Annotated in this window: 19 protein-coding genes, 2 tRNA genes and 1 pseudogene; 8 read left to right on the top strand and 14 right to left on the bottom strand. The window is 42.3% G+C overall.

Going from position 1 to position 20,133, the window contains the following annotated elements; genetic code table 11:
• Positions 1-61 precede the first annotated feature (61 nt).
• From NRI_RS00625 to xerA, 6 genes are all read right to left on the bottom strand, one after another.
• Positions 62-1,105 (bottom strand): efflux RND transporter periplasmic adaptor subunit, encoded by a 1,044-nt coding sequence (locus NRI_RS00625; RefSeq protein WP_049751187.1) that lies wholly within the window; start codon positions 1,103-1,105, stop codon positions 62-64.
• A 75-nt stretch (positions 1,106-1,180) separates the two neighbouring features.
• Positions 1,181-1,251, bottom strand: a tRNA-Cys gene (locus tag NRI_RS00620).
• A gap of 663 nt (positions 1,252-1,914) precedes the next feature.
• Positions 1,915-2,526 carry a hypothetical protein gene (locus NRI_RS00615; RefSeq protein WP_015816035.1) on the bottom strand — a complete coding sequence of 204 codons (612 nt, stop codon included), beginning with the start codon at positions 2,524-2,526 and terminating at the stop codon, positions 1,915-1,917.
• Positions 2,527-2,942: 416 nt separating this feature from the next.
• Positions 2,943-3,911: an RluA family pseudouridine synthase gene (locus NRI_RS00610; protein ID WP_148205700.1), complete on the bottom strand. Its 969-nt coding sequence runs from the start codon at positions 3,909-3,911 to the stop codon at positions 2,943-2,945.
• Positions 3,912-3,926: 15 nt separating this feature from the next.
• On the bottom strand, positions 3,927-4,676 hold the full coding sequence (locus NRI_RS00605) for a hypothetical protein (RefSeq protein ID WP_148205699.1): 750 nt from the start codon (positions 4,674-4,676) through the stop codon (positions 3,927-3,929).
• Positions 4,677-4,934: 258 nt separating this feature from the next.
• Positions 4,935-5,840 (bottom strand): site-specific tyrosine recombinase/integron integrase, encoded by a 906-nt coding sequence (gene xerA / locus NRI_RS00600; RefSeq protein ID WP_015816032.1) that lies wholly within the window; start codon positions 5,838-5,840, stop codon positions 4,935-4,937.
• A gap of 427 nt (positions 5,841-6,267) precedes the next feature.
• On the opposite strand from xerA, the gene NRI_RS00595 reads away from it, so the two are divergent.
• Positions 6,268-7,161, top strand: coding sequence for a class I fructose-bisphosphate aldolase (locus NRI_RS00595; protein ID WP_015816031.1), 894 nt, complete (start codon positions 6,268-6,270; stop codon positions 7,159-7,161).
• 276 nt (positions 7,162-7,437) lie between these two features.
• Here the strand turns inward: NRI_RS00595 and NRI_RS00590 are convergent, their stop codons facing one another.
• Positions 7,438-8,004 carry a hypothetical protein gene (locus tag NRI_RS00590; RefSeq protein WP_015816029.1) on the bottom strand — a complete coding sequence of 189 codons (567 nt, stop codon included), beginning with the start codon at positions 8,002-8,004 and terminating at the stop codon, positions 7,438-7,440.
• A gap of 457 nt (positions 8,005-8,461) precedes the next feature.
• Between NRI_RS00590 and NRI_RS00585 the strand changes: the two genes are divergently transcribed.
• Positions 8,462-8,875, top strand: a complete 414-nt coding sequence (locus NRI_RS00585; RefSeq protein ID WP_238523015.1) for a pseudouridine synthase — start codon at positions 8,462-8,464, stop codon at positions 8,873-8,875.
• Positions 8,876-8,903: 28 nt separating this feature from the next.
• Here the strand turns inward: NRI_RS00585 and NRI_RS00580 are convergent, their stop codons facing one another.
• Entirely contained in the window at positions 8,904-10,121 is a 1,218-nt protein-coding gene (locus tag NRI_RS00580) for a lipoprotein-releasing ABC transporter permease subunit (protein ID WP_015816027.1), read from the bottom strand.
• Between the two features lie 13 nt (positions 10,122-10,134).
• A tRNA-Thr gene (locus NRI_RS00575) sits at positions 10,135-10,206 on the bottom strand.
• A 245-nt stretch (positions 10,207-10,451) separates the two neighbouring features.
• On the opposite strand from NRI_RS00575, the gene ispF reads away from it, so the two are divergent.
• The 5 genes from ispF (at position 10,452) to NRI_RS00550 (ending at position 14,959) form a co-directional block, all read left to right on the top strand.
• The gene (ispF, locus tag NRI_RS00570) at positions 10,452-10,958 is read left to right on the top strand and encodes a 2-C-methyl-D-erythritol 2,4-cyclodiphosphate synthase (protein WP_015816025.1); all 507 of its coding nucleotides are present in this window, start codon (positions 10,452-10,454) and stop codon (positions 10,956-10,958) included.
• Positions 10,959-11,022: 64 nt separating this feature from the next.
• A complete protein-coding gene (locus NRI_RS00565; protein ID WP_015816024.1) occupies positions 11,023-11,571 on the top strand; it encodes a 5-formyltetrahydrofolate cyclo-ligase in 549 nt (182 codons plus the stop codon).
• Between the two features lie 116 nt (positions 11,572-11,687).
• Positions 11,688-12,212 carry an ATP synthase F1 subunit delta gene (gene atpH, locus NRI_RS00560; protein WP_015816022.1) on the top strand — a complete coding sequence of 175 codons (525 nt, stop codon included), beginning with the start codon at positions 11,688-11,690 and terminating at the stop codon, positions 12,210-12,212.
• Between the two features lie 9 nt (positions 12,213-12,221).
• Positions 12,222-13,751 (top strand): F0F1 ATP synthase subunit alpha, encoded by a 1,530-nt coding sequence (gene atpA, locus NRI_RS00555; RefSeq protein WP_015816021.1) that lies wholly within the window; start codon positions 12,222-12,224, stop codon positions 13,749-13,751.
• 290 nt (positions 13,752-14,041) lie between these two features.
• The gene (locus tag NRI_RS00550; protein ID WP_041351382.1) at positions 14,042-14,959 is read left to right on the top strand and encodes a hypothetical protein; all 918 of its coding nucleotides are present in this window, start codon (positions 14,042-14,044) and stop codon (positions 14,957-14,959) included.
• A 345-nt stretch (positions 14,960-15,304) separates the two neighbouring features.
• Here NRI_RS00550 and prmC read toward each other — a convergent pair whose 3' ends face one another.
• Together prmC and tatC are read right to left on the bottom strand one after the other, a co-directional pair.
• Entirely contained in the window at positions 15,305-16,165 is an 861-nt protein-coding gene (gene prmC, locus NRI_RS00545) for a peptide chain release factor N(5)-glutamine methyltransferase (RefSeq protein WP_238523014.1), read from the bottom strand.
• 81 nt (positions 16,166-16,246) lie between these two features.
• The gene (gene tatC, locus NRI_RS00540; RefSeq protein WP_015816015.1) at positions 16,247-17,038 is read right to left on the bottom strand and encodes a twin-arginine translocase subunit TatC; all 792 of its coding nucleotides are present in this window, start codon (positions 17,036-17,038) and stop codon (positions 16,247-16,249) included.
• Between the two features lie 205 nt (positions 17,039-17,243).
• On the opposite strand from tatC, the gene NRI_RS00535 reads away from it, so the two are divergent.
• Entirely contained in the window at positions 17,244-18,071 is an 828-nt protein-coding gene (locus NRI_RS00535; RefSeq protein ID WP_015816017.1) for a PAS domain-containing protein, read from the top strand.
• A 21-nt stretch (positions 18,072-18,092) separates the two neighbouring features.
• Here NRI_RS00535 and NRI_RS00530 read toward each other — a convergent pair whose 3' ends face one another.
• From NRI_RS00530 to rpsP, 3 genes and pseudogenes are all read right to left on the bottom strand, one after another.
• Positions 18,093-19,319, bottom strand: a complete 1,227-nt coding sequence (locus NRI_RS00530) for a DNA recombination protein RmuC (protein WP_015816016.1) — start codon at positions 19,317-19,319, stop codon at positions 18,093-18,095.
• Positions 19,320-19,324: 5 nt separating this feature from the next.
• Complete coding sequence (gene rimM / locus NRI_RS00525; protein WP_015816014.1) at positions 19,325-19,807, bottom strand: ribosome maturation factor RimM; 483 nt, start codon at positions 19,805-19,807, stop codon at positions 19,325-19,327.
• 17 nt (positions 19,808-19,824) lie between these two features.
• Positions 19,825-20,052, bottom strand: a pseudogene (gene rpsP, locus NRI_RS00520) (30S ribosomal protein S16); the annotation flags it as partial.
• Positions 20,053-20,133 lie beyond the last annotated feature (81 nt).

Here is a 20,133-nt window from a genome sequence, read left to right as displayed (position 1 = left end):
AATCGCGCCCCGCCACCACTGCAAAATTAGTAACCAAAAAACGAAGAAAAAGAAACCCAGCTCAGCTCGCTTTAAGTTCCTGGCGTCTGGAAAGTCCCCCACCAGCAACAACAATTTCTATCTGTCCCCCCACTGTGCTCTGCTGTATCCAAAAATCCTCGCCCTCTTCTTCCACTATCCCCACTTCAATGGGCTGGAGCAAACCATCTTTGAGAATCTCTACGGCGATCTTCCCATCTTTTCCTAGGAAGAGCGCACCACCAGGTACTTTATAGAGAAACTTTCTATCCACGATCACCCTTGTATCGACCACCATTCCGAGTGGTACACGATTTCCACTCCATTCCTTGGGCTCAACTCCAACTTCAACGAGAAATGCTCCTGTAGGACCATTCGGAACAAGTGAAACGAACCTTGTTTTCCCCTTTATAGCACCTATCCCGGGAAGAATAACATCAGCTTCCATACCTTCCTTCACATTTAAAATGTCCGCCTCTGAAACATTCATTCGCACAATATAGTCCCCGAGTGGGATCAACTCCGCTATGAGCGTCACCCCTGGTGACACAAGATCTCCAACGGCAACATTTATCTTCCCAAGTACGCCTGAAACCGGGGCCTTTATCGTGTGTTTTTCCATTTGCCTTTCTAGGACCTTCAGATCCGCTTCAGCTTTTTTGAGACCAGCAAGCGCAGCTGAGAGTTTTACTTCTGACAAATGGCCACTATCCTTAAGCTCTTTAGCAGCCCGGTACTCAATTTTCCTTTCTTCTAGTAGAGCCTTCAGACTTTGCAACTGAGCTTCACACACATCACTATTAATACGGAGCAACGTATCACCCTCTTGCAATATCTGCCCATCCCTAGCAAGTTTTTCCACGACCTCCCCAGGTACCTGCGAATACAAAAAGTAATGCTGTGCGGCATCAACAGTTCCATAGCCATTTATAACAATCGCCCGCAACACCGGTTCGACAAGTATGGTACGCAATGAATTTACTTCTACGCCTGCTTTTTCATTTTCAGAACGAACGCCACCCCCTATGAACTTGAAAGCCAGCACCAGAAGTACTAGCCCAAAGACCGTCGGCAAAACGAACTTCATACCAAAAAACCAAAAAGGGGCTACAAAAAGAGGCCCGACAAGAAACAACTACGGAAGTGCTAAACACAACGAAAAAGGCCGGAGCCGGAATCGAACCGACCTAAAAGGATTTGCAGTCCTCCGCATAACCAATCTGCCATCCAGCCTCAACACTCACCCATTCTACAACAATACGACGAGACTATCCACCTTGGACTAGATCCATGAAATTTTCTAACAACTCTCCTCTGTACAGTAAAAAATGGGAATCCAGGAGACATCCACATCTATCATTCTATCGGTAAAAAGAGTGAAAAATTGCTCCCTCATGCTTCAAAGTGCCGTGTCTCTAAAGAGGTAGTCGGCGCTAGTGCATTGGTCTTGACAATATCACATGAGCAAAAAAATACTTTTCCCTTGAACGATTTATCTATTACCGCAACTTAGATTATCAAATGTTCCTGGACCACAAATACCACTTACGGTGATCAAACTGCTAACGTATTTCACCTACCAACAATAAACCTAAATGAAAAACTGTACGGACTGGGCTTAGTGTAATTTAATTTATATCTTTTCGAATGACTGAATATGCATTCTTGTATAGGATAAAGCACAATGCACAGTTATATGTAACCTAAAATCCTGTCGCAAATAAAACAGGAAAAGCATCCAGCAAATAAACTTTATGCAGCGCTTAACAAAGCTACGAGAAAAATAGGGCAAACAACGATGCGGGAAAACGTCCAAACGATTCCCCACATCGCACCCAGGTACGATACATCTGTACAAAGCAAGACACCTTTGTGGGGTTGTGTTTCCCACGAAGGCTAACCTAAAAGTAGCTCAGGTTCTCCGGTTTGAACACCTGTGGGTGGTACCACTCCCGTTGTTCGAAAACGAGGAGGAGTCTCACTTGCCTGAAAATCCTGACCACCTAAGACACCGCTTCTACCACCCAATGGCCCTGAAGAAAAAGCACCTCCTGGCAAAAGCCCAGGTTCTCCAGTATGATCCACATTCCCTGGTTCGAGGCTTCTATTGGCTCCTTGAGGTACCCCTGAGTTAGTATCTCCAGCAGGCGATCGCGCACCCCCTGCTTCTGCACCACTTTCCGTAGTAGGTTCGTATGAAAGAAGAGGACCTAGGCCTTCACCTGCACTTTTAGATCTTGCGGAACGTACTGCTGAGTACACTGTGGCCGCAATTAGAAATACTGCAACCACACCGAACAATGCAAGCATAGCACTATTCACTGTAAGATCCCCTTTAGACTCTCCGGCAGCAATCTGTCTGCACAAACGCACCACAAAGAACGCAGTACATAGTAACGCGACGACTGAAAAGAAAGCAAACATGGAAAGCGTTATAGAAGAACGAAACTTTCCCTTGGTTCGTGTAACAGGACTCGCTATAGGAACCCCATGATTTTGATCTGGCATACCCATCATCTCCTAAAAAAAATAATAGATTTCAATCCCCCACCATGCAAGGCACGGCTCAGGACGTAAAAACAGTTCAACAAAAAAAGACAACACAACGACGAAAAACACAACGTGCACGTGTATCACTAGGGGTGTTATAGCATTATCTGAACAGACATTCAAGGATATTATGATTCGAGTATGAACAATCTCGTCTAATGGTGTGTTGATCCCTGACGTAAATATATTAATGAGTTAATGTGCGTATTTCCGCCTCTGTTTCTAATGTGAATGGGCGGGATTGAACTAAGCAACCCTAGTCCTAATCAGGATAGAACACTGGATCATTACGGAATTCATGCTGCTTCCAATATACTTTGGGATTACTCTGGTCATGTAGTTCCTCTGTCTTCTAGAAGTGCCACGGGTAAACTTCAGCTGATAGGAATTTTTTCTAAAAAGGGCTGAATTATACTAGCTGGCTCAATGTAAAAGGCCATATTCTTATCGGTAAACGGGTGCCTAAATTGAAGAGAATAAGCCCATAAGGCATGGTGTGCGGCACAAAGATCAGCGTCTCTCTTGAGTCCATACAACTTGTCCCCCACAACGGGGCAACCTATGGATTTCATATGTAACCTGATTTGATGCGTTCTTCCGCTTCCCAACTTGCAATGAACAAGACTATATTTTCTGTCAACCGTACGTGCAAGGACGTTGTAGTAAGTCAAGGCAGGTTTTCCGCTACACTTGCCTATCATCATTTTTCTCTGTCCCCTTTTTATTGATTTCTTTATCTCTCCACGCAAGGATGCTGGAACGGAATGGACAAGTGCAAGATACTCACGCCGAATAACACCTTCTTTGATCATCTCGGAAAGGCGTACATGTGAGGGATTAGTTTTCGCTACAATAAGGAAACCAGCTGTATCCTTGTCTAGTCGGTGCACTATCCCTGGACGAGATGAGTCAAGATTGCTGAGTTGTTCTGTAGGGTAGTGGTGCTCAAGAATGTTGACAAGTGTTTGTTCTTTGTTACCTATTCCAGGATGAACAACGAGGCCAGCAGGCTTATGAATGACGAGTAAGGAATCGTCTTCGTATCTTACATCCAGAGGTTGTACGAATGCGTGTCTGGGTTTTTGTTCTAAAGGTAGGTCAAGCAAGTGGTACTCCTCACCCAATAAAACCTGTTTAGAAGGCTCCAACCGAATCTTTCCGTCAGCTTTAACCCTGCCACCTTTTATGCAGTGCTTAATAAAGGTACGAGAAAAAAAGGGTAAATAACGATGCAGGAAAACGTCTAAACGATTCCCTACATCACACTCAGCTACGATACATCTGTACAAAGCAAAACACCTTTGTGGGGTTGTGTTCTCCACGAAGGCTAACCTAAAAGACACACTCTAACAAGATAACTAACGTCCTAGGGTTTCAGAATTTGAAAGTGGCTCTGATTTCACTTCTTGAAAAACAGGAGAAGTGCTGAGATCTCCACCAAAATTCTGAGAATCTAAGCCACTGTTTCCATTGTTAAATAGGGCTGAAGAAGGAGAACCTTGCGAAGTTTCTAGATGATTCACATTCCTTTGCACGACTGCGTCATCGCCTTCCGAATGCACTTCTGTATCATTATCTTCAGGCAATCCACTCTCCTGTGGTTGCGCATCGCTTTCCTCAGCAGATGGAGCAGCATCCACGACACACGTTAAGCCTGCGGACCCAGCTTCAACTTCTCGCTCAACTGTTTCATCTCTTACATCAGAATCAGATGGAGCAACAAAATGAGCAGCAGCGTCCACGACACACGTTAAGCCTGCGGACCCAGCTTCAACTTCTCGCTCAACTGTTTCATTTCCTACATCAGATGGAGCAGTACCTTTAGACTCTACCGCATGTCCTGCAGAAAGGGCGGTGTATAAAAGCAGTGACAAAAGAAATGCACCACTTACTCCGATTAGAGCAATGTTTGCTGCAAGACTCTTTAAAGACTTCCCTGCAGCGATCTGCTTGCACAAACGCACTGCACAGAATGTAACGGTTAACGAGGCTAAGGCCAATCCAAGCACAGTATGTGCTATAAAAAACAAAATCTCCGGCTTACCCTTTAGACCACGGCTACGCAAAGAAACACAATCAGACATTATTTTTACCTCCGAAATAAACAAACCAGCACACCTTTACTGCTTACGAGGGCGTAAAAAGACAGCTTAGGCAGCAAGCACAACAACAAACTCAAACAAAAACGGGTGCAGAGACATACAAACAGGACGTGCACATGCACCATCGCGCATGTTTTAGTCCTATTTTATGGATATTCGAGAATATCTAAATTCAAGCATGAACTATTCTGATTCAACGCTGTGTTAGTTACTGGTGCGAATGCATTGATCAGTTAATGTGCCTGTTTCGACCTAAAAAGGTGTTTATCCGATTTTTTTTGAGGAGAGTGGATGCTTAGCTTCGATTTCCTTGTGAAGCTTGTTTTGTGAAATATGAGTATAAATTTGGGTGGTTGTAATCTGCGCATGTCCTAGTAAATCTTGCACGACCTTGATGTCCATTCCATTATCTAGCAGGTGTGTTGCAAAGGAGTGGCGAATGACATGTGGAGAGATTCGTTTGGGATCAATGCTACACTTTAACGCAAGCTCTTTCAGTAGCTGTCCTAGTCTTTGTCTTGACATTGGTCTATCTTTTCTTCCTGCACCCGGAAAAAGCCAAGGGGAATTGCTTTGATAGGAAGTTAGATATAGCTTGAGCACTTGTATTGCTTTTTTAGAGAATGGCAATATCCTCTCCTTTCTACCCTTCCCAACGATGATGATATGCTGCTGCCCATTAAGAAGTGGTCGTATGTCGGAAATTTTCATGTTTATAAGTTCGGAAACCCGCATACCAGAGGAATATAAAATCTCCAGGATTGCATACAATCGTAGGGTTGCAGGCTGCCCTGTTTCTAGAAAGGTAAGTAAGGACAAAACTTCTTCTTTGGTTAGGTACCTAGGAAGTACTAATGTCTTTTTGGGAAGCTCAAGAGTTTGAGCTGGATTGCCGCTGGAGATTTTTTCGGAGTACAGAAATGAGAAAAATTGCCTAAAAGTCGCTGTTTTTCTTCGTATCGTTGCGTTGGAGAGTTGTTGAGCTCGCAAGTCGGCGATGTATCCATACAAATCCTCTTTAGATGCATCTTTTAGACCTTTTTTTTTGAGAAAGGCGCCCAATAATCTGAGATCGGTCCGGTAGCTGCTGATCGTGTTAAGTGTGGCATTTCTCTCAACCAGGATCTTCTCCAGAAACTGTTCCACATATTTGCAATCACTTGCTTGCATACACCAATCCCGCAGTGAATTATATAGTCAGGTTGCCGCACTTTTTTTGTGAAAAGTTCCAGGATAGCACAGCACCCACCGAAGAAAATTTCAAATGCCTGTTCAGTAATAACAATCTTACTTTGAAAAAAGGTTACTTGGGGAGTTCCAATTTGTTGTGCAGTTGCAATTTGGGAACTTTCTTTCTGACACCATGATTGTAGCAAATCCAAATAACGAGGTTGAGTAGCTCGTGCTTCCAGCCTTCAATATCTGTGGTTTTCAGATGAAATGTGATTTTAATATAGGTCTCATAGTTCTTCTTATTACAATGTCAGTACCGAAAAAGGCACTTGCTTTATTTTTATTTGCAGATGCTCCGTGCGGTGTAGAGTTGATTTTCCCGAGATAAATTTCTACAATCCCAGGGTTGAAGTAGGTTTTATGAATGAGTCTCGATAAGATATTATCAGCGTATTCTCATAACTCTCCTGGTTCTAGAACAAACCTTGCAAGGGTATTGGAACATGGTCATCTTGGTGGTACGGGAAGGTTGTTAATTCTGCCTGTAGATCAGGGATTTGAGCACGGCCCGGATGAGAGTTTTTACAATAACCCCTTGGCTTATGATCCTGAGTATCATATTAAGTTGGCAATCGATGCTGGCTTGAGTGCGTATGCAGCTCCACTCTCGATGCTGCAGGATGTAGCACATAAATATCCCAACCGTGTACCGCTGATTTTAAAGCTTAATAGCGCTAGCAAGCTTTTTCCGAAGAGTTGTTCGCCTAACCAGGCTTTTATCAGTACGCCGGAAGACGCTATCAGGTTAGGTTGCGTTGGTATAGGGCTGACTATTTATCCTGGCTCTGAAAGTTATTGTTCGATGCTTACTGAGGCTGCAAAAGTTGTAGCGCAAGCTAAGGCTCTTGGTCTTGTTGTTGTGGTGTGGTCCTATCCACGTGGTGGTGAGCTCTCTGCTAAGGACGAAACCGCGTTGGATGTCGTTTCGTATGCAGCGCATATGGCATGTCTTCTTGGCGCTGACATTGTCAAGGTGAAATTGCCTACCTCCAACCTTGCCAACAAAAAGAGTAGTCTTTCCTCAACGGAGGAGCTTTCGGAAAGAGTGAAGGTGATAGTTAGGTCCTGCTTTACTGGTAAGAGGTTGGTGTTATTTTCTGGTGGGCAAAATAAGGATTTGCCTGCGCTCTATGAAGAGGTTAGAGCAATCAAGAAGGGTGGCGGCAACGGATCCATAATAGGTAGAAATGCCTTTCAGAGGTCTCATAGGGAGTCTCTTGCGATGCTTTCAGAAGTTATCTCGTTGTATAAACAGTGAGATGTGTGACGCACTTGCTATCGGTTCATCGGGAACTGTATCCGTGTTAGTTCGTGATCGCATGTTTGAATAGTGGCTTGTGCCTGTGGATTAGTGGTTTTGTGCGTTTTCAGAAGTAGGTAGCGTTACTTTTGTATAAGTGAGTGAGTTAACACAGGCGTTCTCATTGCCCGTTTTTTGTGCGGTATAGCCATATTTTTCTATCTAGAGGCCAGAGCAGAGATATACTTCATATGTGCCAGTTTGTAATGTTGGTGTGTCGGAAGGTGCATAGATCTAATGACGGTCTGAGGGTACGTGTCCAGAAAGTTGTATTAGGGGTGTGTCACTTTGAAGTTCCTGTATTATGCTTGATGCCATTGAATCTCTGGGAGCGGAAAATGGTGTATCAGGTGCTACATAATCAAGAGAGTTTGTTTGTGATGGTTCCTTATTTTGAAGTTCCTGCATTCCAGTTGTGAGTGCCTGCTCAACAATTTCACTTAGCATCTCTAGCTGTTTTTTTGATCCACATATAGAAATCTTGTGTATTTCTGGACTTTCCGGTGTAAAAACATGCTGCCTGGAGACAATTCCTTTAAGGTCTAGGGCTCTCGGTGTTATCTTTTTTCTTTGCCATCCGGTGCATGCAGCAATTTCATTTGCAGTACAGCATAGGAAAAAAAGAAATGTGAACAATGCAGCAAAGGTATTCAACACCCAAACTACCTTGCTATAAGGAGAAGTTTTCGCACTATGTAGTAAAAGCAGGTTCCATATTAGTACAACAGAGGCAAACAGTAATACAAAGAGTGCAAAAATGCATAAAACTCTCCGCCTGGAAAATATGCGAGATATAAACATAGTGTTCTTAGATTGCTACCTAAAAGGATGCTGTTCTGATGAAGGGCTTGGTGTGTCCATCATGAATTTCATATTAAGATTATATCGTTTTTTATTAAAAATTTTAAGCTTCAGAAAAAAATCAACTCACACACTCTCAAGCAGGATAAGGCCTAAGTGCTTCAATTTATTAATTCTAATATTAAGAAAGTAGCGCTACATTTATTGCAATCAATGAACGTGAATTATAAATGCTATATACGAAAATACCGCCAATGCTGTTCAAGCTTACTGTGAACCATTATCTGGTTCGGATCATTTCCACAAAGTTCAGGCCCATTCGTTGTGTTGCCCTTATTTATTGAGATTGTCGTTCTTAGGAGAATAACTTCTTTATCAAACGGAGTAGGGTAATTGGTAGGCACAGCAGCAATGGAAGAAAAGCGGAGCAGTAATTAAACTCTCTGTTGTGACAAAGGTGGGTAGAGTTAAAGCTGACGGAAAGATTCGGTTGGAGCCTTCTAAACAGGTTTTATTGGGTGAGGAGTACCACTTGCTTGACCTACCTTTAGAACAAAAACCCAGACACGCATTCGTACAACCTCTGGATGTAAGATACGAAGACGATTCCTTACTCGTCATTCATAAGCCTGCTGGCCTCGTTGTTCATCCTGGAATAGGTAACAAAGAACAAACACTTGTCAACATTCTTGAGCACCACTACCCTACAGAACAACTCAGCAATCTTGACTCATCTCGTCCAGGGATAGTGCACCGACTAGACAAGGATACAGCTGGTTTCCTTATTGTAGCGAAAACTAATCCCTCACATGTACGCCTTTCCGAGATGATCAAAGAAGGTGTTATTCACGCAGAGCAGGTTACACCATAATCTTACCGAAAAATAACCTAAGGGAACCTCAGCGCAAAATAGATCCAGGACTCTGTTTCGAGGCCTTGTAAGCCGGCGGAATGGTTGCAAAGAACGTTATTAAAATTGTGGATAGAGCTATCAACCCTATACTTGCAGGGTCGAGCAAAACTGGTATTTTATCAATGAAATACACAGACGGATCGAAAATAGTCTCTCCGGTAAGCCACTCTATAAAAAATCTCAACCTGTTAATATTGACAGCTATCAAAAGACCAAACATCACACCCAGACCAGTACCGACTACTCCTATTATGCTGCCGCAGAAAATAAAGATCCTAACAATACTTGCTCCTGTCATACCCATGGTACGCAAAATAGCAACAGATTGTTTCTTCTCATCCACTAACATAAATAGCCCAGAGATGATATTGAATGCTGCCACAAGCACAATCATCAATAGAACGATCGACATCACTGCTTTTTCAACCTTCAGAGCACGAAAGTAAGGATTACCAACATCTTGCCAGTTAGTTACATGTAAATCCGGAAGCTTTTGTTTTATGCGCTCTGATACATCAGAAGCAAAATAGGGATCGTCCAGGAAGATACTTGCCGTGTTCATTTCGGAACGGAAAAAAGTTGATGCTACGTTAAATGGCATGTACACAAGTGCACTGTCGTATTCAACAAGCCCAAGAGCAAAAATAGCTGCTATTTTCAGATGCTTCATCCGAGGTATTGGACCGAGCATTGTATTGGTATATGACGCAGATAAAAACTTCACCTCATCGCCTACACTCACTCCTAGCTCTTCGGCCATCCTTGCACCAATTACGATACCATCTTCAAAATCTGCAACCTTCCCTTGGATAATTTTCTCCGTAACAAGCGATTCCCTCACAAAATCATTTAGCTCCATTCCTCTAACGAGGACACCCACATTTGTCAGCTCATTCGAAATGATAGCCCTTGCCTCGAGAGCTGGAACTACCTTAGCAACATGAGGTATTCCAGTCGCAATGGAACGTATACGCGTCACATCTTCATTTATACCTCTCTGAAACCAAATGTTCACATGACCACTCACACCCACGATGTTTGAAATAAGCTCCGCCTTGAAACCATCCATGACAGACGTGACGACTATTAACGAAGCAACTCCAATTGCTACACCAACAAGAGAAAGAAAGGTGACAAGCCCTCTGAAACTCTTGGAGATCAAATAACTACACGCAAGCTCAAGCTCCAGCTTTATAATAAACATTTGGAAAAGGCGGTGCCGCTATCAAGAATCGAACTTGAGACCTCTTCATTACCAATGAAGCGCGCTACCACTGGGCCATAGCGGCAAAACGAGAAACGATTCCACACATGATACCCTTTGACTTACCATTCTACAACCGTGTCACCTCTTTGAGTCGTAGGATTGTCTATCTCAAAATGCTCACTTGCACACATACACCAAGCACGAAACAAATGATTTCAAGCATAAATAAACCGGGTGCTATTGGGGATAAGAACAAAAGAAAACATTTTCTTTTTCTAAGATTCGTGTTAGGAATCTGTCGCTCATGATACATCATTCGGTCTTGCTATGTACCGTGTTGGATTCGGATACGATGTCCACAAAATAGAAAAACCTGTAAAAACCGGCAATACCTACATTGTCTTGTGTGGAGTGTCTGTGCCCTGCGAGTACACAGTCATTGCACACTCAGATGGTGATGTTGCGCTACATGCATTGGTTGACGCCGTACTCGGCGCAGCATGTATAGAAGGTGCAAATGACATCGGTATGCTTTTTCCCGATACAGACGAAAAATGGAGGGGAAAGTCATCATCTTACTTTGTAGAGCACGTGGTAACACTCATTCAAAGAGCTGGGTACGTGGTAAATAATGCAGATCTTACAATAGTGTGTGAAACACCGAGAATTCAGCAATACAAAAGCGAGATGCAGCAAAAAGTAGCAGATCTACTTTGTGTTGGGAAAGAGCAGGCCAATGTAAAAGCAACAACAACCGAAAAACTAGGCTTCGAAGGACGTAAGGAAGGTATTTCAGCATACGCGATTGTTTCACTAACCGGGAAGAAACTATAGCTTGCCTCTCGATGTATTTTCAAATGTTCATCAGTAAGACAATTCATTCAAAAAGGCGTTATCCATGATTGGAGGTAAAGTTCGGTTACGTGAGAAATATCGCAAAATAAGAAAAAGCATTGTAAACAAGGTGTTGCTTGACAGCCTTATAGTGCAAAATCTCCTCAAAACATTGGACTTCAAAAACTACAAGACCATTGGGCTATATTTACCAATTGATGGAGAAGTTGATCCGACGCTACTCCTCGATGAATTGGATGATAAAGTCTTCTCCCTTCCATGCATTTTGAGTGATCAAGAAATGTGTTTCAGAACATGGAAAAAAGACGACATCTTAGTAAAATACGACAAACTCAACATTTACTATCCTGCAAGGAACGAAAATATTATACCTGAATTAGTATTTGTCCCCTTAGTAGCCTTTAATTGTGATCGTCACAGATTAGGCTTCGGTAGGGGATTTTTTGATAGATTTATTAATCATTCGAGATCGAACGGCTGCAATACACTGTACATTGGATTAGCATATGACGAACAACTTTGTCACGATCTGGTGATTGAAGCACACGATCAAGCTCTTGACTCGATCATTACACCAACAACAATATACTAGATATGCAGTATCCTCAAAAATAATTTTTGCCAAGTACAAAAGAAGGAGTACGGTCGGATTTGCAAAAATGCTCAAGCTGTAAGAGAATGTGCCTGTGTGTTCGTGCAGCGAAGTAAATGCAACAGTACATAGCCGGTAGATATGCGCAGTCCTTATACGCGGTTTGTGGTCCCAGATTGGAAAGTGATGCAAATAAATTCTTGGGTTTGCTCAGTGAGAGCAACTTCCTTTCTTTCGCAAGGATCAAGACCAGCACTAAGGTATATGTGCTTGATAAACTGGATCTCCCGTGCGAACTTAAAAATTTGTGTAAGCTCCTGCTTGCAAATCATCGTGGCTTTCTCTGCACTAGGGTACTGCTGGAGTACATAGAAATAGTGAAAAGAAACAGGAAAGAAGTAGACGCGAGGGTGGAGTCATATAGCCGCTTAAGTGCCACGGCTAAAAAGAAAGTTGCGGATGCACTGCTTGTTAAATTTCCTTGTCTGAAAAAGATTAACATCGCTCAAAAAGTGAACCACTCTCTGCTAGGCGGACTGACAATCAAAATAAATTCAATAATGATAGACCTTTCCATCGCCGGAAGGTTAGCAAAGTGTAAAAGTATAGGGCAAAGTACAATTCTCGAGATATTTCAATAGAAGGAAAAAATGAGTTTAGACGTTAATGCATCTGAAGTTTTAAGGATAATAAAGGAAAAAATTGAGGATTTTGATCAGCAGATTTTTTCGGAAGAAATAGGCGAGGTGATCTCGGTCAAGGATGGTGTTGTAATAGCGTGTGGTCTTGAAAATGCGGAGTTTAACGAAAAGGTTGTTTTTCCAAATGGGGAAATTGGGCTAATACAAAGCATAGAATACGATCACGTAGGGATAGTCATCTTAACTAACACACAAGACATAAGGGAAGGTGATACCGTTAGGCGTACGAAGGAGCCTTTACGCATCCCGGTAGGAAAAAAGTTACTTGGTAGAGTTATCGATCCCTTAGGTAATCCACTAGACGGTGCTGGACAAATCTTCGCGGATGCATATTCTCCAATCGAGGTGAAGGCACCAGGAATTTTAGACCGTCAGCCCGTAAAAGAGCCTCTTCAAACGGGAATCAAGGTAATTGACTTACTTATTCCTATTGGTCGCGGGCAGAGGGAGCTTATCATCGGAGACAGGCAAACAGGAAAGACCACTATTGCCTTAGACAGTATAATCAACCAGAGAGACATAAATAAGAATCTCCCTGATGAAGAAAAACTGTACTGTGTTTACGTTGCAATTGGTCAAAAATGTTCAACAGTCGCAAGAATCATGAAGACTTTGCAGGAACAAGGTGCCATGGAGTACACTACCATTGTTTTGGCAGGAGCATCTGATTCTGCACAATCCCAGTTTCTAGCTCCGTACGCGGGTTGTTCTATAGGAGAATACTTCCGTGACAACGGTATGCATTGTCTCATTGTGTACGACGACCTTTCTAAACACGCCGTTGCATACAGGCAAATGTCTTTGCTTTTAAGGCGTCCACCTGGTCGCGAAGCCTATCCTGGTGATGTATTTTACATTCACTCAAGATTACTTGAGCGTGCTGCAAAAATGTCTGATAAACACGGTGCAGGCTCGCTTACAGCTCTCCCAATCATAGAAACACAGGCCGGGGATGTATCTGCTTACATTCCGACTAACGTAATCTCCATTACTGACGGACAGATTTTTCTCGAAACCGAGTTGTTCAATAAAGGCGTGAAACCGGCTGTAAATGTTGGTCTGTCTGTGTCTCGTGTTGGTTCGGCTGCACAGATCAAGGCAATAAAACAAGTTGCCAGATCCATCAAACTGGAGCTAGCTCAGTACAGAGAAATGGAAGCGTTTGCACAATTTGGCGCAGACCTCGATGAAACAACGCAGGCGTTGTTAGAAAAAGGCAAAAAGCTTACTGAGCTCTTAAAGCAAAATCAGCATGAAACCTTGCCGGTAGAAGAACAAGTAGTTCTTATGTTTGCTGCAAACGAGGGTTACTTTGATAATATCGACGTAACAGGAATAAGTACTGCCGCAAAGAACCTGTTAGCATCTTTCCGTTTACATCACCGGGATTTATTGGAAGACATTAAGGAAAAAACTGTAATTGGAGACTTAGCTTTGCTCTCGAGTGCGCTGCAGCACTGCAAAACCACCAATGCTTAGTCCAAGCTTAGCTTGAGGAACTTTGCCGTTGTGCTGTATGTTCTTGATTTGTGGATATATTTGATTCTATCTCTTTTTAGACAAGTGCGCGTCTTCAGTGACAAACGATTTTTTGTTTCGCTATATATGGGAGAACACCTATAATTTAGGATCTAATATAAATTAATACTATCATGTAAAACATAGTTAGAATTTCAGTAAGTATTTTGTTGTACAACCTTCCCCTCAGACAAAACTAATAGGTATTTATGGCACGCTTCGCTACGCACTTAAAAACCGCTCTAGGTACTATGATACGCTCCACTACGAACTTAAAAACCGCTCTATTCAGTAAAAATTTTTACTACTATGACAGGGTTGTTCACTTTGCAAGATACTTCAAGCTATTAGCCAAGCGAGATTTAGCAAATCCTGAAGTACAAAGAATGGTCTTTGGAAGAGTTTTAGGAAATCCGAACAGTGTGGAAGTACAAGCCATCATGTTAATATTCCTCAGGGAGCATTTTGGAGACTCTTGCAAGAATTATTTTCTTACGAAAGAGGATAAAGAGAAGTTTATAAAAACAGGAGAAAATATTGGCTTAAGCTTGCTCTCTAAGTACTATGCTGGAGAAAAGAATAACGTTCTACAAAGAATGAGAACCCTGAGAAGAGTAGCATATTTCCTTTTTCTTTTGATTACTTTGGGACTCGTGATACTGTTTTCACTGCACCTCGGAAATAAAATGGCTGACGTATGCACAACTCCGAATGATGCGGCCCGAAAGATTATTCTGATAATTGCGATTGGCATAGTAACATTACTTAGCCTAGCTCTGCTCACTTGGGAAACAATAAAACCCAAGAACTTTGACAACTACAAGGCCAACGAGCGCTCAAAAGAGCAATTACTAGACAAACTGAGCCCGCATATTATGCGCAACCCTTGTACGCTATACGCATTCTCCTGCGCTACCATTGTACTCATGGTTTGCCTGTGCTCAGCGGGAGACATCTTAAGCCCTGAAAAGCCCCTGATGACAGAGCTTGCCCTTGCAATCACGCTTGCAGTCTTAGCAACATCGCTTCTATGTATCATGGCAGCCGCATATTGTTCTTCAATAATAACCCCTTTTTCCAGCAGACCTGCAGTAAGTACAGAGCTATATGAATGCAACCACAACAACCTTAACGGACTACCAGAATACGAGAGAACCATGTCGTGGTAGCCACTTTGTACTACAAATAAGAAGAGGGGGCCTATAAAGGCCCTACTCAACAAACACTACCCCTCTGTATCAGAATCAGATTTTACGATCAGACATGGGCAAATCATGATAGAAGATTCACCTTCAGGTGGTACACAGTGGCATTGTCCTATCTCTAAGTTCAGTAGGTTTAAATCCATTGCTTGCTATAAAATCATATCAATACGCACGCGATTGTATCACCACTTTTAAAAAAAGTACACTTTTTTAAAAAATATATTTTAAAATATATTTTTTAGTTACTTGATAGCAGAGTGAAATGAAAAATGAGATCGGCAGATCATACTTAAATGTCTCGCGATAGACTTACCTTAAAACAAGAATACGTTCCGTTCCAGATAAATCTCGGTACCTTTCAATAATTTTAAAAGGACAGTTAGCTGACACTATCGAATCTCTCCAGCTGTTACCAATTTCTAGAAAAATTTCTCCACCTGGACGCAATATCTTGCTTGCAAGTTTCAAGATAGAGAAATAGGGCAATATACCATTAAACCCTCCATCTAATGCAATACGGGGCTCGTTTTGCACTTCTTGCTGGAGATAGGGAATTTCACCGCGTCTTATGTAGGGGGGATTGCTAACAATTACGTCCACTTTGCATGAAAGAACCCTCATTGCACTGTCGAAGTCGAGCCTATATAGCTTCAAACGAGCACGCAAACCATATTTAAGCATGTTACGCATTGTAAGATAAAACGCAGCCTTCGACTTTTCAAAACCAAACCCCAATGCATTTCTGAATTCTTTCAGTATGGAGATAATAACACAACCGCTCCCAGTACCTAACTCCACTATTTTCAGAGGCTGAGTAAGCTTTTTATAGCGTGATAAAAGAGCTATCAGCATCGTTTCTGTATCCGGACGAGGGATCAAAACGTCTTTATTAACAGCAAAGCTGTATTTCCAGAATTCTTTTTCACCAACAATGGCCGCCACAGAATGACTTTTTCTCAGTTCCAACAACATTGCAAAGTCCGTTGCCTGGGATTTTGTCATCCCCTCGTTGCAATACAGTATCAGTTGCTCACGATTCAAAGATAGTACATGAGCGAGTAAAAGCTCTGCATCAAGGTGCGGAGTAGAAGACCAATTTGCAAGATACCTACTCCCTGCTATTAGCCTAGCCCCGATGCTCATATCTGAATTGCAATCTTTCTCTTTCATGTGAGGCATCGTAGATTAGTCCCATAGCTGGACATAGCACCCAGCACTCCTACCGTAATCGCAACATTAACCGCATTTTTCCTATTCATCTGAATTCTCTTTACTTTCCTTCCTAAGTATCAGCTTCTTTTTACTGACATACCTACAACTAAAAATGGAAAGCTCATATAAAAATAGCATTGGAATTGCCAATCCTATTTGACTAAGCACGTCTGGAGGGGTAAGAACAGCTGCAGCAATAAATATTAACACAATCGACAACCTACGTTTTTTTACCAAGAGATTATGATCAAGCAAACCCATATGAGACAACAAAGTCAGGATAGCAGGCAACTGGAATGCTATCCCAAAAGCAAACATAAATTGGACAACAAGGTCGAGGTATTCCGAAACAGATGGCATGAACTCTATTGGCAAAGTTCCAGGTTTACTGCCATCGTACTCAAAACTTACAAAGAACCTCCAAGCAAGTGGAAACACATAGTAGTACACCACTGCACATCCAAGAATGAAAAGGACCGGTGCTGCTATTAGATAAGGAAGAAAGGCCTTTTTCTCACCAGGGTATAAGCCAGGAGCAACAAACATGTATACCTGCCATATGAAGAATGGAGAAGAGACCAAAAGTGCACCCAAGAAAGCGACCTTAAGATAAACGACAAATGTTTCTGTTAAACCAGTATAAATGAGGGTGAAGCTACTATTTAAACCAGCGACACGCTCCGGTTGATTTGCCACTTCAGCAAGTGGCTTGAGCAAAAACTTGTATATCTCCTCGGAAAAATAGTAGCAGAAGCAGAAAGTAGTAAGAAAAAAAATTACAGATACTACCATTCTGTACCTTAATTCAGAGAGGTGACTATCAAAAGCCATATGTCTAATCCACCAAGCTAGAAAATCAAACCAAGATCACACGATCTACAAAGGCTCAATTTGAAGACCACAAATTATAGTATATCCCAGGGATGTATAACATTGAGAAGAGCAATTGTTTATGGCAAAACAACACAAAGAATAATTTATTTAAACTTAATCAAGCTAATGTAACATCTCTAGCTGGAGTTTCTAAGTCACGATTGTGGAAACATTAGCCGCACGAAGAAAGGGGGATCTTGTCGTGTCGATTGTTCATGGAAATGACAACGATACAGCACTCGTATCTGGTGCAAATGATGCTATGCTGTCGCTGCTGTCTTATGAGTATTCCGAGCTTGAAGGAAAGCCATTTCTTGATATCTTAGAGGATGCAGATAGAAGGAAGATTGTTGAACACCTCGAATACGAAGATTACAGCATCGATATCGGAACTGTACTTGCGAGAACCAGGCAGATCCACTTCAAAACGAAGTATGGAGTTGCTATCAGACTAAAGATAAAAATCTTTCCTTCTAGTAGCACATCCAGCAGAGAGAAGAGGTATGAGATACTTGGAAGAGAGCATTCGTGTTTGGACCACCTGGCGGAATTCAGAAGAGTGAGACATCACTACGAATACTCGATAGATGAAGTTCTCAGGATAATGGACCCGCGTTCAACTGGAGAGGAGTTCGTCCTTCTTTCACATTTTTGCCAGCAATATCAAGAAAACTGTGTAGCAGGACTTTTGCAGCTCTCCAATACCTCAGTGACAATGATGCGTGGTGTCATAGACATTCTTAGAGGAACAATGAGACACGGAGACCAGATCGGTATCGTTGGAAAAGTTTTGGTAATTTTCATTGTCGGATGCAGTCCAGAGCTTGCTGACCGCCCCATGTCTCGGATAGCAGAAAGGATAAAGAGAATCGATAACAGCGCAACACTCAGGTACTTTAACCTACTTGAGCATCCAGTTTTCGATTTCAAGACCGACCTACTTCAACAAAAGAGAATCTTCGCTAGAGTGGTTCAACCTTCACAATACTAGTTGCCGTCTAAGCTAAACTCATCACTCCGACTTGAGATATAAACGATCTTCATTAATTTCTTTGTTAGCCTGAATTCCCATACCTTTCAAATCCTCCGCCCTACTGAGTAGGCTACCCCTTCCATCTCTAAGCTTGTTCATAGCGCTTCTATAAAGTCTGTCGGAATTGGCAATAGAATGCCCAATCTTCGCTAATTCATCCACGAATAAAACGAATTTATCGTACATAGCACCTGCCTTTTTAGCTATTTCATTCGCGTTTTTATTTTGATCAACTATTTTCCATACGGAAGACACAGCTTGTAGCATCGCTACAAGTGAGTTCGGTGAGACAATCATTACCCTACTTCGTAGAGCCAATTCTTTTAGTTCAAGATCAGTTGAAAGAGCAAGCGCGTAAGCGCTCTCGACTGGAACAAACATAAATACAAAGCCCGGAGTAAAAAGTTCCTGAGCAGAGTGGTATTCTTTTCCTGAAAGATTTTTTACGTGATTCCTTACAGATTTTAAGAAATTCTCTAGGTGCCCCTTTTCATGAGTGTTGATGTACAGGTCATAATGCTTAAGTGGGGTTTTTGCATCAACTACGAGGTGCTTACCATCGGGAAGATTGATTATCACGTCCGGAATAGTATCGTTTTCAAGCTTCTGCTGAAGCATATAGTCTCGCCCTTTTTGCAGACCCGAGCACTCAAGTATCTTACTTAAGACAAGTTCCCCCCACGAACCTTGGGTCTTGCTATCACCTCGCAAACTCCTTCCCAACTTGTTTGCCTCCTCAATCATTCTATCGGTCTGCGAGGCCATGCGTGCAATTTCTTTTGCCAGAGAATACCTCTCTTTGATATCAGCATGAAATGATTCCTCTATTCGCTTTTCAAATTCAGTTATCTTGAGCTTAAGTGGTTCTAGAAGACCACCTATATCATTAATAGACTGCTCCTTAAGTCGAACCGCACTACCTTCGAGGATCTTGCTAGCCAGAGTTTCAAACTCGGCATACATGGCCCTTTGTGAATATTCAAAACTTTTTTTCTCCGACTCAAGTTGGACAACCCGCCTCATAAGGTCACTGTTCTCCTCTTCCAGCTTTTTACAGATACTCTCAGACTCGGATAATTCTCGAAGAGCTTTATCTAGTTTTTCCTGTTCATTCTCTAGAATGGTGCTTGTGCGCACCTTAACATAAACCAGGTACAAAGAGGCCAATACCAACAAGATGTTGCTTACTCCAAGAAACAGTAACATAGCAACTATATCTCTTGAGGGAACACAACCGCTAAACGCTTTTTATTTAAATCAATGTCCGTCACGCATGCACTAGTAAAAGGTATCATGACCTTTTTACCGGACAGAAGAACAATTTCAAGCACCTCAGCCGCCGCACCGAAATTGTACAACATCGAGACATGACCGACACGTCCTTCGGAATCATATACGGCCAGACCTACTAGATCTTTACAGTAATACTCGCCTACTTGTAATGGAGGAAGCAATGACTCAGACAAAAAGACATCGAGCCCCACTAGCTTTTCAGCTTCACACGCGCTACCGACACGCGACAGGGTAAGGACAAACATAGGGAACCCTCGGCCAAACGCTCCGCACACAGTGTAAGAAACACCGCCAATGGATACATCGATTCCCGGAAATTTAAAATCAACACTCATGTAGGAACGGAAGCGCACACAACCCCTTACGCCATGCGTAGAAGTAACCCGCCCTGCACAAACCATGCCATTCAAAGACAGGCAACAAACTTAGCAACTCTCTCAGTAGGCTTTGCACCAACACTAGTCCAGTACCGGACACGTTCTATATCCAGACAAACACGCAGAGGATCATCCCTTGACAAAAGGGGATCATAACTGCCAACTTGTTCCAAAAACTTCCCATCCCTCGGAGAGGAACTATTCGCAACCACAATCTTATAGTACGGACGCTTTTTCCTCCCGAATCTCGCTAGTCTTATTTTGAGCATAAACACCAAGTAATACATCAGGTGATTCTAACCAACTACGGATAAGATTTCAATTATCAAAGAGGGAGCTCCCAGCTTCAG

The organism is Neorickettsia risticii str. Illinois (assembly GCF_000022525.1).
Lineage (GTDB): Bacteria > Pseudomonadota > Alphaproteobacteria > Rickettsiales > Anaplasmataceae > Neorickettsia > Neorickettsia risticii.
This window is presented reverse-complemented; position numbering and strand designations above follow the sequence as displayed.